Annotated in this window: 12 protein-coding genes and 1 tRNA gene; 6 read left to right on the top strand and 7 right to left on the bottom strand. The window is 60.1% G+C overall.

Annotated features, from left to right (window positions below):
* Positions 1–55 precede the first annotated feature (55 nt).
* Entirely contained in the window at positions 56–1273 is a 1218-nt protein-coding gene (locus HMPREF2860_RS09035; RefSeq protein ID WP_246818279.1) for an HNH endonuclease signature motif containing protein, read from the top strand.
* Positions 1274–1344: 71 nt separating this feature from the next.
* Here the strand turns inward: HMPREF2860_RS09035 and glyA are convergent, their stop codons facing one another.
* On the bottom strand, positions 1345–2646 hold the full coding sequence (gene glyA / locus HMPREF2860_RS09030) for a serine hydroxymethyltransferase (protein ID WP_049192849.1): 1302 nt from the start codon (positions 2644–2646) through the stop codon (positions 1345–1347).
* 150 nt (positions 2647–2796) lie between these two features.
* Here glyA and coaA point away from each other — a divergent pair, with 150 nt between their 5' ends.
* Entirely contained in the window at positions 2797–3732 is a 936-nt protein-coding gene (gene coaA / locus HMPREF2860_RS09025) for a type I pantothenate kinase (RefSeq protein ID WP_038626177.1), read from the top strand.
* Between the two features lie 30 nt (positions 3733–3762).
* Here the strand turns inward: coaA and HMPREF2860_RS09020 are convergent, their stop codons facing one another.
* From HMPREF2860_RS09020 to mca, 4 genes are all read right to left on the bottom strand, one after another.
* A complete protein-coding gene (locus tag HMPREF2860_RS09020; RefSeq protein WP_070560108.1) occupies positions 3763–4548 on the bottom strand; it encodes an isoprenyl transferase in 786 nt (261 codons plus the stop codon).
* Positions 4549–4586: 38 nt separating this feature from the next.
* Positions 4587–5678: a 3-deoxy-7-phosphoheptulonate synthase gene (locus tag HMPREF2860_RS09015; RefSeq protein WP_070560110.1), complete on the bottom strand. Its 1092-nt coding sequence runs from the start codon at positions 5676–5678 to the stop codon at positions 4587–4589.
* Positions 5679–5990: 312 nt separating this feature from the next.
* On the bottom strand, positions 5991–6275 hold the full coding sequence (locus HMPREF2860_RS09010) for a hypothetical protein (protein WP_016423190.1): 285 nt from the start codon (positions 6273–6275) through the stop codon (positions 5991–5993).
* Between the two features lie 27 nt (positions 6276–6302).
* The gene (mca, locus tag HMPREF2860_RS09005; RefSeq protein WP_049192905.1) at positions 6303–7157 is read right to left on the bottom strand and encodes a mycothiol conjugate amidase Mca; all 855 of its coding nucleotides are present in this window, start codon (positions 7155–7157) and stop codon (positions 6303–6305) included.
* A gap of 261 nt (positions 7158–7418) precedes the next feature.
* Here mca and HMPREF2860_RS09000 point away from each other — a divergent pair, with 261 nt between their 5' ends.
* Both HMPREF2860_RS09000 and greA read left to right on the top strand, forming a co-directional pair.
* A complete protein-coding gene (locus HMPREF2860_RS09000; protein WP_048733970.1) occupies positions 7419–7886 on the top strand; it encodes a DUF4307 domain-containing protein in 468 nt (155 codons plus the stop codon).
* A gap of 173 nt (positions 7887–8059) precedes the next feature.
* Positions 8060–8572, top strand: a complete 513-nt coding sequence (greA, locus tag HMPREF2860_RS08995; RefSeq protein WP_038626190.1) for a transcription elongation factor GreA — start codon at positions 8060–8062, stop codon at positions 8570–8572.
* A gap of 327 nt (positions 8573–8899) precedes the next feature.
* Here greA and HMPREF2860_RS08990 read toward each other — a convergent pair whose 3' ends face one another.
* Positions 8900–9727 (bottom strand): Bax inhibitor-1/YccA family protein, encoded by an 828-nt coding sequence (locus tag HMPREF2860_RS08990; protein ID WP_038626192.1) that lies wholly within the window; start codon positions 9725–9727, stop codon positions 8900–8902.
* A 238-nt stretch (positions 9728–9965) separates the two neighbouring features.
* Between HMPREF2860_RS08990 and HMPREF2860_RS08985 the strand changes: the two genes are divergently transcribed.
* Together HMPREF2860_RS08985 and HMPREF2860_RS08980 are read left to right on the top strand one after the other, a co-directional pair.
* Positions 9966–10298 carry a hypothetical protein gene (locus HMPREF2860_RS08985; protein ID WP_048733964.1) on the top strand — a complete coding sequence of 111 codons (333 nt, stop codon included), beginning with the start codon at positions 9966–9968 and terminating at the stop codon, positions 10296–10298.
* A gap of 72 nt (positions 10299–10370) precedes the next feature.
* Positions 10371–11954, top strand: a complete 1584-nt coding sequence (locus tag HMPREF2860_RS08980; RefSeq protein WP_038626196.1) for a succinic semialdehyde dehydrogenase — start codon at positions 10371–10373, stop codon at positions 11952–11954.
* Between the two features lie 65 nt (positions 11955–12019).
* On the opposite strand, the gene HMPREF2860_RS08975 is transcribed toward HMPREF2860_RS08980, so the two are convergent.
* Positions 12020–12093, bottom strand: a tRNA-Leu gene (locus HMPREF2860_RS08975).
* Between the last annotated feature and the right edge of the window lie 8 nt (positions 12094–12101).

Here is a 12101-nt window from a genome sequence, read left to right as displayed (position 1 = left end):
CAGCCTGCCCTCATGGGCGTTGTCCCCCTACATCCGGACTTTTACCTTCAAAGGCATGACAGTTCTTGGGACGCTCGCCGCACTGGCCTCGCGCGGAATGGAAACGCTGGCGGAACTCCACGCCGCGCGTCCCGACGGCCACGCCGCCACCTCCCACCTGGCGGCAACCCTCGGCCTTGACCCGGCGCGCCTTCGGCTGTTGCTACGCGTCGCCGCCCACTATCTCCAACCCGCTGACACCGAGGAAAACACCAAAGCCCGCGAAGACGCAGCAGCTCTGGCCCGCCGACTCGGGCTCAGCCTGGACACCTGCGTGCTTATCGACAAGCGCAGCCGCCAAGCCAACAACGCAGAACTCCACGACAACCTGCGGCTCACATTCGTCGCGGCGGCCGAGCGTCTCGGCTTCGAAGAACTGGACCTCTACATGCGGGAAACTCTCACCGAGCTCAACACCGAAGACGAACCACCCCAGCACCTGCGCGCCCGGTTTTCCCGGAAGGTAGACATCCGGGGAATGAAGCACTTCCACATCTCCGGCCCCTCGGATATGCTCGACAATCTCCTGTCGCCGCTTACCATCCGCGCCGCAGAAATCCGGAAGTCCCATCCGGAGTTTTCCCACGACCGATGCGTCGGTCAGGCGCTTGCCGAACGCCTCGAGCATGCCGATGCCGCAATGCCCGTCGACAAGCTCGATGAAATGCGCTACCAACCCGCCATCATCATCACCGCGCAAGACATCGTCGACTACAGCCCGCGCTTCGCCGCCACCACCAACGGCTCCGCGCTCGCGCCCGACGTCTTCCTCAACGCCCTACTCGCCGACACCGGGTGGGCCGTGCTTTACGACGAACACAGCGCCATTACGGACTTATTTCCCATCGGCAACCCACGTCTGGCGACTGAAGAGCAGCGCATCGCGATGCTCATCGACAACCCCATCTGCGCCTGGCCCGGCTGTGAACGCCCCGCCTATAGCGGACAAGCGCACCACCTAGTCGCCCACAAAAACGGCGGCACAACCACGCTGGACAACCTCACCATGGTCTGCCGAGAACACAACGGGCTTAACGACGACGACCGGGAAGGACGCAACGGCTACCTCGAACGCATCCCCACATCCGGACATATTCGATGGCGCCCGCCGGACAAAACTCGACCGCCTCTGTTTAGCAACTCATTTGTGACATCAATGTCCGGGAGGTCCTACGCGGGGTATCGAGCGGGTACGACGAGACAGCTCGGGCCGGAGCCACCACCTCCGGAATAAAACCCGGATGTACGGGAAAACCCGTCCTAGCGCACTGCTAGAACGGGTACTTGCGCTGCAAAAACGCAGAATTAGATGAGGTTCCAGTCCTCGATGCCGTCGTAAAGCGGGAATTCCTGAGCGATCTTCGAAACACGAGCACGCAGGGAGTCGACATCCGCATTCTTGCCGGCGGCGAGAGCAGTACCGATGACATCGGCGACCTCGGTGAAGGCCTTCTCGTCGAGACCGCGGGTGGCCAGCGCCGGAGTACCGATACGAAGTCCAGATGTAACCATCGGAGGACGCGGGTCAAACGGAACAGCATTCCGGTTGACAGTGATACCAACAGCATGGAGTAGATCCTCGGCCTCCTGGCCGTTCATCTCCGAATTCCGCAAATCCGCCAGAACCAGGTGGACATCGGTGCCGCCAGTGAGAACATCGACGCCAGCCTCGGCGCAGTCGGCAGCGGTGAGACGCTCAGCCAGGATGCGGGCACCGGCGAGAGTGCGCTGCTGGCGCTCCTTGAACTCCTCGGTACCAGCAATCTTCAGCGCCACGGCCTTGCCGGCGATAGCGTGCATCAGCGGGCCACCCTGCTGCCCCGGGAAAACAGCGGAGTTCAGCTTCTTGGCGTACTCCTGCTTGGCCAAAATCATGCCCGAACGAGGGCCACCGAGAGTCTTGTGAACGGTGGTCGACACAACGTCAGAATGCGGAACCGGCGACGGGTGCAGACCGGCGGCAACCAAACCTGCGAAGTGCGCCATGTCCGTCCACAGCTTCGCGCCGACCTCATCGGCGATGGAGCGGAAAGCTTCGAAGTCGAGGTGGCGCGGGTACGCCGACCAACCTGCGATGAGGACATCCGGCTTTTCTGCGAGCGCCTGCTCACGCACCTTGTCCATATCGATCCGCATGGTGTCCTTATCCACACCGTATGCGGCGACGTGGTAGAGCTTGCCGGAGAAGTTCAGCTTCATGCCGTGGGTCAGGTGACCGCCGTGTGCCAGGTCGAGGCCCATAATCTTGTCGCCGGCGTTGATCAGCGCATGCAGAACGGCAGCGTTGGCCTGCGCGCCTGCGTGCGGCTGAACGTTGGCGAACTCAGCGCCGAAGAGCTCCTTGGCGCGGTTGCGTGCCATGTCCTCGACGACGTCGACGTATTCGCAGCCGCCGTAGTAACGACGACCCGGGTATCCTTCGGCGTACTTGTTGGTCAGAACCGAGCCCTGAGCCTGCAGCACTGCACGTGGAACAAAGTTCTCACTAGCAATCATTTCGAGCATGTCACGCTGACGAGAGAGCTCCCCTGCCATTGCCTCTGCGAGGTCGGGATCGAGTTCACGCAGCGATTGGTAGCGGACATCGTTATTGTTAGCCCCGGTCATGAGTAGGTTTTCGACCTTTCAATAAAACTTCAATGCCACAGGCCATGCTAGCCCTTTATGGGGCAAACCACGAAAGCAGCACCAATCAAGCATGCCCCCTTTATTGACTCGTTTTCCGGTTTTCGGCACCCCCTTGGCACAATTGGAAGTATGACGCGCGCAACATCCCCCAGCCCGTACGTCGAGTTCAAACGCGAGCAGTGGCGCGAAATGCGCAAGAATATGCCTCTGGTGCTGACGGAAGAGGAAGCTGAACGACTTTCCGGTATCGGTGAAAACATCGACCTGGACGAAGTCGCCGAGGTCTATCTTCCGCTTTCTCGCCTGATTCACATGCGTGTGGCGGCGCATCGGGAGCTGAACGCTGTAACGTCGAACTTCCTTGGGGAAAATCCTTCGAAGGGGGCGTCGGTGCCGTTCATTATCGGCGTCGCGGGTTCGGTGGCGGTCGGCAAGTCAACGACGGCGCGTTTGCTGCAGGTACTGCTCGAGCGCTGGGAGACTAATCCGCGGGTGGACTTGGTCACCACTGATGGCTTCCTCTACCCTTCTGAGGAATTGAATCGCCGTGGCATTATGCAGCGCAAGGGGTATCCGGAGTCGTATGATCAGCGTGCGTTGATGCGGTTTGTCACGGCGGTGAAGTCGGGGGCGCGGCATGTGAAGGCGCCGGTGTATTCGCACACGCTCTATGACCGGGTGCCGGATGAGTTCGTCGATGTCGATCGTCCGGACATTCTCATTCTCGAGGGGCTCAACGTTTTGCAGACGGGCCCGACGCTGATGATTTCCGATCTTTTCGATTTCAGTGTCTACGTCGATGCCCCGCGCGCGGACATCGAACGCTGGTACATTAATCGTTTCCTCAGTCTCCGCCAGACGGCGTTTCGCGCTCCGGGCGCACACTTCGCGGATTACGCCACGCTTGACGACGAAGCTGCGGCCGAGGTGGCCCGACGCATTTGGCAGCAGGTGAACTTGCCGAACCTGACGGAAAATATTTTGCCCACTCGAGTGCGGGCGTCATTAGTTCTTACGAAGTCTCGGGACCACAAGGTTTCGAGGGTCCGGATGCGCAAACTCTAACATCCGGAAATTTTTCCGGATGTAGGGAGGTTATTTGCCGAAGCGGCGTGAGCGCTGCGAAAAGTCTCGAAGTGCGCGGAGGAAGTCGATGCGGCGGAATTCGGGCCAGTAGGTATCGGTGAACCAAATCTCGGAGTAGGCGGTTTGCCAGAGGAGGAAGCCGCTGAGCCGCTGTTCTCCGGAAGTGCGGATGACTAGATCGGGGTCCGGTTGTCCGGATGTATAGAGGCGGCGAGAAATGGCGTCGGTGGTGATGCTCTCCTCGAGCTCGGCAGCATCGATTCCTTCGGCGACTGATTCCCGGATGATTCTGCGTACTGCGTCGACGATTTCCTGCCGGCCGCCGTAGCCAACGGCGATGTTGACCTGGATGCCGGTGTTGTTCGCAGTGACTTCTTCGTCGTGGCGTAGCCGGGCGGTCATTCTTTCCGGAAGGAGCTCGAGGTGGCCGACCATGCGCAGGCGCACGTCGTTAGGCGATTGCGCCAATTCGTCGACGACGTCGGCGATGATGTCGAACAGTAATTCCAGCTCTTCGGGGTCTCGCCCGAGGTTTTCGGTGGAGAGCAGGTAGATGGTGACCAGCTCGATTTCCTGCTCGGCGCACCAGCCGACGAATTCTGCGATTTTGCGGGAGCCGACGCGGTGGCCGTGGCTGACGTCGGTGAATCCAGCCTCCCTCGCCCAGCGGCGGTTGCCATCGGCCATGATGGCAACGTGCTTGGGGCGAGGTTTTCCTTCTAGCTCTTGGGCTAGTTTGCGCTCGTAGAGCGGATAGGCGATCCGCCGGAGTGAGGACGGCTGGTTTTCTTTCACATATGTAACCCTACCCAATGGGCACGGCCACTTTGTGCTTAGTCGCGTGCCTGCCGACGCTTCCGGACTTCTGTCGCAAGCGTACGCAGCAGCCGGTCGGTGGTTTCCCAATCCATGCAGGCATCGGTGACGGACTTGCCGTATACGAGGCCATTACGCCCATCGGTAATTTTTTGCGCACCGGCTTCGAGGAAGGACTCCATCATGATGCCGGTGATGCGCTCGTCGCCGGCACCGATGAGCTTGCCGAGCTCCTCAACGACCTCGGCCTGGCGCACCTCGGATTTTCCGGAATTGGCGTGGGAGGCGTCCACCATGATGCTGATGGTTTGCTCGGCCTTGTTCAGGCGGGCTTCGGCGTCGTTAAGCGATGCCTCGTCCCAGTTCGGGCCGGAGGTGCCGCCGCGGAGAATGAGGTGGCAATTGTGGTTGCCGGCGGTTTCGACGACGGCGGCGCGGCCCTGGTCGTTCATGCCGAAGAAGAAGTGCGGGTTTGCTGCAGAGACCAGCGAGTCCACGGCGACCTGGACGTTGCCGTCGGTGCCGTTTTTGAAGCCGATGGGCATGGAAAGTCCGGAAGCGAGCTGGCGGTGGACCTGCGACTCCGTGGTGCGCGCACCAATCGCACCCCAGGAGACGGCGTCGGCGATGTACTGCGGGCTGTTGGGCTCGAGGAATTCAGCACCGGCGGGCAGGCCGGTGCGCAGGACCTCGATGAGCACCTCGCGGGCCATGTGCAGGCCCTTGTTGATTTTGAAGGAGCTATCCAGGTCGGGGTCGTTGATGAGTCCCTTCCAGCCGACGGTGGTGCGCGGCTTTTCGAAGTAGACGCGCATGACGACCAGCAGGTCCTCGTCGAGCTCATCGGCGGTGGCCTTCAGGCGGCGGGCGTAGTCGATGGCGGCCTCGGGGTCGTGAATGGAGCACGGGCCGACAACGACCAGCAGGCGGTCGTCCTCGCGGGCGATGACGCGGGCGATGTCGAGTCGCGACTGCTCCACTTCGTTAACTAGGTTCGGGGTCAGTGGCTGTTTGGCCATGACCTCTTCTGGGGAGGGCAGGTCGTGGAAGGCTACGACACGGCGGTTCGCGGTAGAGGCGGGGGCTTCGAGGGAAGTTGGAGGGGTCATCTGAGGTCTCTTTTCTCTGGGGCGTTACGCATGTATTTGGCTGTAGATACGACAAAAGGCAGCGCCCCTATTGGTGGGGCTGCTGCCTTTGGCTCCGGTTGGTGGCGACGTGACGATTAGCCGCCGGCTGTGACTATGTCGTCACTGCCTCCGGAGCCTTCGAAAAATAAAATCGCCACATACGCATGCGCTTGACTGTAGCGCACTGCCTAGAATCCCGCAATTCGAACTCCAAATCCCGCCACACGGGAAACAATCAGGGGTGCGCGCAACTACCCGTCGTCAAGCGACGCGCACACACCTTGACGCTGACTACTCCGCTTCACGACGCTGCTCTGCTGCAGCCATCGCCTTATCCACAGCCTCGGAATCGAAGGGATCCATGTCGTGCGCCTCGGCGAACTTCCGGCGAGCGGCCATGCGCTTCGCGCGCCGCGAGAGATCCCAGCCGAGAGCCAGGATGACGATGAGCAAAACGACAATGATGAGCAGGCCAACAGGAGAGGCCTTTCCGAAGTCAGCACCCCGCGGACCAGTGGGGTTCTGCGCCAGGAAAATTGTCGTGCGAGCCGCCAAGGCATCGAAGCTTTCAATCATGAGTTCCAGCTTAGCGTTAATTCCGGACTATTCCGCGTCGGGGTCGATACCGGCGAAGAGATCGGTCTCTGGCAGCTCGGTCTGCACTCGAGTGCGGGCAAGCTCAAACTCTTCGGTCGGCCAAACGCGCTGCTGAATGTCTACCGGCACGGCGAAGAATGGCCCGTTCGGATCGATCTGCGTGGCGTGCGCCAGCAGCGCCTGATCCCGCTGCTGGAAGTAATCGCCGCACTCGACCTGCGTGGTCACGCGGGTCATGATGTCGCCGGGAGTCTTAGTCCAACGACGGAAGGACTCGGCCAGCGGGCTTTCCAAGCCGTTGTCGCGGTAGTAGTTATCCAGCGCGATGAGGCGCGCCTTGATGAAACCGTGGGTGTAGTAGAGCTTGGAAATCTCCCATGGTTCACCGAGCTCGGGGTACTTATCCGTTCCGGACTCCAACCAGGCGCGCATGGACACGATATGGGTCATGATGTGGTCCGGGTGCGGGTAGCCACCGTTTTCGTCGTAAGTAATGACGACGTGTGGACGGAACTCGCGGATTGCCCGGATGAGAGGCTTCGTCGCATCCTCGACCGATTGGCGAGCAAACACACCGTGCGACAGCACCGGCACCGGGTTGCCCGCAGGCAGACCGGAGTCGGTAAAGCCGAGCCACTCATGTTCAACACCGAGAATCTCAGCGGCTGCAGCCATTTCGTTAACACGCACCGCGGCGATATTCTCCCGCACCTCCGGCCGATCCATCGCCGGGTTGAGAATGCTACCGGCCTCACCGCCGGTGCAGGTCACCACTTTGACGCGATGCCCTTCCGCCGCATATCGGGCCATTGTTGCGGCGCCCTTGCTCGATTCGTCATCAGGATGAGCGTGAATTGCCATCAGACGAAGTGCCAATTGAAGTCACTCCCGCTACTATCTCAGTCCATGTTTTCTGGCCGAGGCCGGGGCCCTTCGACCGCAACGATGCTACTACAGCACCGTTTCAATACCGCCCCACTATAGCGCTGCACCATCATATGACCACGCAGCATCGCTACTCGGTGGAACAACATAGCAGCAGGACACTGCGCCACACCAGAAAGATTGTTTAACTGTCAACATTTTACCACGTCGACCAAGAACTCCGATAGGCTAAAAAGCATGGCTGAAAGTTCGGAGCGAAACACCCGAAATACCGCAGCGCCTAACGGGCAGCGCGAGCGCTATGGGGACAACAGTCGCACTCTCCCCGCAAAATTGGTTGTCATCGCTATTGTTGGCATGCTCGTCATCGCCGGCGCATACATCTTCGTTCAGATGAACCGCGTCTCCGCCCCGGATGTCTCTGCAACGCAAGCGGGCTGGAGCCGCACTCCAGGTAAGGAAGATGAGCAGTTCATCTTCACCCTGGACGTCACCCGCGAAAAGCCGGAGCTGGATAGCTACTGCATTATCTACGCGCTGAACTATGACGTGGCAGAGGTCGGCCGTCGCGACGTATTCATTCCGGGCGGCGGCCCCGCTACGGTGCGTATGGACGTCCCCATTGCCACCCGCGAGTTGGCCGTCGCAGGCGATGTCTACGGCTGCTCCACCGACATTCCGGAGTTCCTCGCACCTGCTAAGTAACCGCCTTTCGCAACTGAGGATTATGCGCTTTCACGGCACGTCGTAAAGCGTGCGCAACAACACTCCGACGCGCCTGTTATTGCCATGTGGCGTGACAGTGCTATCCTGTGACGCAGCCGACGGCCCCACGCGGGGCCGCTTTTGTATTAAATAGCCAAAACACAGGAGGAACCATGACTGAGGCAAAGAACAATAGCCCATGGCTCACCCAGGAGTCCTACGACAAGCTCAAGGCCGAGCTTGAGGCGCTATATGAAAACCGCCCGGTCATCGCCGCCGAGATTAACGAGCGCCGCGAAGAGGGCGACTTGAAGGAAAACGCCGGCTACGATGCCGCCCGCGAGCAGCAGGGACAGGAAGAGGCACGCATCCGCTACCTCGAAGACCTGCTCCAGCGCGCCACTGTCGGCGAGATTCCACAGGAGTCCGGTGTGGCTCTGGTCGGCACCGTGGTCCACGTCTACTACGACGGCGACGAAGACGACACCGAGACCTTCCTCATCGGTACCCGTGGCGCTGACTCCTCCAACCCGAACCTGGAGACCTACTCCACCGATTCCCCGCTGGGCAAGGCTCTGGTCGGCGCTAAGGAGGGCGAGACCCGCACTTACGCTTCCCCGAGCGGCGACGAAGTGTCTGTCACCGTAGTTAAGGCTGAGCCGTACGACCCGGATATGGACGCCTAAACGCCGAGGTTACTTCCCCCCCCCCCCGGCGCTAGACCGCCTCAACCCAGGCGGCGATCTCGGGCCACAGCGCCCGATTCTTGGACCGATAGAAGCCCATATGGCCTATCGGTCCATTTTTTGTACCCTCTCCCGCTTCAATATCGCGCTTTACGACGTCACACTGCACAGCCCGATCGGTCAATATGTCGACTGCCGGTCGATTGGCCCACCGCGCGTCCGTGTTTAATGCGAATCGAGAAAGCAGCTCATCAGATAAGAGCAAAGCGCCGGCCAACCCGTAAAACGGGCTAAGCGGCGCTTGTGCGTTAGTTAGTTTTCTAGCGTTTAGTCCCTGAAGTAGGACAGCAGACGCAGAATCTCGGTGTAGAGCCAGACCAAGGTCACGGCCAGGCCGAGGGCGACACCCCAGGCGTACTGAGCCGGAGCGCCTGCGCGAACCAGGCGGTCAGCCTGATCGAAGTCAATCAGGAAGCTAAAGGCTGCCAGGCCGATGCAGACCAGCGAGAAGATGATCGAAAGCATGCCACCGTCACGCAGCGGGAAGCCCAGACCGAACAGGGACAGCAGCAGGTTGCCCAGCATGAGGACCAGGACACCAATCAGAGCCGCACTCATAAAACGAGTGAACTTCGGGGTCACACGGATAGCGCCCGACTTGTACACGAAGAGCATACCGATGAAGACACCCAGGGTGGCCAGCACGGCCTGCATAATCAGCGCACCGGCGGCAACGCCCTGAATAGGGGCGGTGAACATGAAGCTGATGCCGCCGACGAAGAGGCCCTCGAAGGCCGCGTAGGTGAGGGTAACCGGCGCGGAGCCGTACTTCTTACCGAAGGTGGAAACCAAAACAGTAATCAGACCACCGATGGCGCCGACAATAGTCAGAATCATGGCCAGGCTGGTGGAGACACTGACAGCAATGAAGAAGTTGACTGCAGCCAAAACGATGATGGTTGCCAGTGTGATGCCGGTCTTGGAAACGACATCGTCGACCGTCATCGGACGGTAGTCGGCGGCAACCTGCGACTGGTAAGGGTTATCCCCGTAGTCAGCGCCCATCTGACCTTGGCCGTAGTGATGTGCGCCCGCCTGTCCGCGGGCGACGGTCTTAGTAAGTGAACTGAATGCAGGATTGCTGCTTTCGCGCACGTCGTCCTTCTTTCTTTTTCTCAGTTTTTCTTACAAGTTTTGAACTCAGGCACACGCGCGTACGTTTGCCTACACTGTCTACAACGGGCGACGTAAAGGTATTGTTCCCAACCCTGAAAAACAGTTAGTATCAAGGTAATTCCTCGCCTGCTGGCGGTGATTTTGTAATCGCGGAAACACTCACAGTCGCCAGGCGTGGGCACCACTTGAGTGATTACGAAACAGGAGGTTGGTCAAGATGTCTGATGGCCTTGACTACGATCCGGATACCACTGGTGATTTCGACGAGACCACGCTCGATGGCTCAGAGGGGCTCGATGGCGACTTCCTCACCGGTGACGGCGAGAATTATGTAATGGATCCTCCAGACCGCTGGCGGGGCGCTTCTCCGCACGACACTCTCGGCAAGCGGTTGGCCGAGGAAAAGCCGGACATCGACGTCGACGACGATCTGGATGATGACCCGGAGATGCGCTACGGCGATGTCGACGGCCACGAACCGTTCGAATTCGGCAACGATGGTCCGCGCGACCCGGACCGCAACCGACGGATGGGCTGGACTACCTACTAAACTTTTTCTAAGTTTTAGTAGTTTTGCCAAATTTTCTATCTCGGGGTGCCGTACGACAGTAGTATCTGTGCCATGACAGCATCTACTGCCACGACAAACCGAACTACCATCCGCAATCCGCTTAACGACGAGCTCGTTGCCCGCCTTCTTCAGCGCGTCACGGTAGCTGATAAGTCGAAGACCGCCACTATCTCGGCGCCATTTACCGGCCAGGAGCTGGCGCAGATTCCTGTCGGTACCCAGGCCGATGTCGACGAGGCCTTCAAGCGTGCCCGTGCGGCGCAGAAGAAGTGGGCCCGCATGGCACCGGAAAAGCGCGGCGAAGTGCTGCACCACTTCCACGACCTGCTGTTTACCCACTGCGACCAGGTGCTGGATTTACTGCAGGCCGAGACCGGCAAGAACCGAGCCAGTGCCCACGAGGAGCTCGTACACACCGCCATCACAGCTCGTTACTACGGCAACCAGGGGCCGAAGCTGCTGGAGCCGAAGCGAGCACACGGCGCAGTACCGGTGCTGTCCAAAACCACCGTTTATCACCACCCCAAGGGTGTCGTCGGTGTTATTGCGCCGTGGAATTACCCGCTGACTCTCGCGGTTTCCGACGCGCTAGCTGCGCTGATGGCCGGTAACGCCATCGTGCTCAAGCCGGACAGCACCACTCCGTTTACCGCTCTCTTCGCTGTCGATTTGCTCTACCGCGCTGGTCTTCCGGAAGATCTCTTCCAGGTCATTCCAGGTCCGGGTCGCGTGGTCGGCCAGGGCATTGTCGGCCAGTGCGACTTCCTGATGTTCACCGGCTCCTCCGAGACCGGCCGCTCACTGGCACAGCAGTGCGGCGAGCGCCTGATTAGTTTCTCCGCGGAGCTCGGCGGCAAGAACCCGCTGATTGTCGCTGAGGATGCCAACATCAACCGCGCGGTCGAGGGCGCGCGCATCGGCTGCTTCACCAACTCCGGTCACCTGTGCGTGTCCATTGAGCGAATCTATGTCGTGGACTCCGTCTGGGACGAATTCGTCCCGGCATTCACCGACCGCGTGAAGGCAATGTCCATCGGCGCTGGCTACGAGTGGGAAACCGAAATGGGCTGCCTACAGTCGCAGGGGCAGTTCGACATCGTCAAGTCCATGGTCGACGAGGCCATCGAGGCCGGCGCCACTGTACTGGCCGGTGGTCGTCCTCGTCCCGATCTAGGACCGCTGTTCTACGAGCCAACCGTGCTTACCGACGTCCCGGAGGGCGTCGCCCTGCTGACCGAAGAGGTATTCGGCCCAGTAGTAGTCCTCCAGCGCGTCTCGGATGTTCATGAGGCCATCGCCAAGTCCAACGATTCCCGTTATGGCCTCAACGCTTCGCTGTGGACCTCCCCGCGTCGCGCAAAGGAGCTGGCTCCACAGCTTGAGGCCGGCACCGTCAATGTCAACGATGGTTTTGCTGCGGCCTTCGCGTCTGTCGATGCCCCGATGGGTGGTTTCAAGGATTCGGGTGTGGGCCGTCGTCAAGCAGCGGGCGGCTTGCTGAAGTACACCGATGCGCAGACGGTGACCGTGCAGCGTCTTTCCCCGGTGTCGATGCCACAGATGCCGCGTGAGCTGTACTCGAAGGTGTTCAACACGGCACTTGTTCTCGGCAAGAAGTTCAACGTCCTGCCGTAATACGTGTGTAGCGCACACAAATAGCAAAAGGCCAGGTAGAAAAACGCTTCTACCTGGCCTTTTAGTGCCCCCAGTGGGACTCGAACCCACACTGAAAGGATTTTAAGTCCTCTGCCTCTGCCAATTGGGCTATAGGGGCCCCTAAGA

It is taken from the genome of Corynebacterium sp. HMSC064E10 (assembly GCF_001812505.1).
GTDB lineage: Bacteria > Actinomycetota > Actinomycetes > Mycobacteriales > Mycobacteriaceae > Corynebacterium > Corynebacterium amycolatum.
This window is presented reverse-complemented; position numbering and strand designations above follow the sequence as displayed.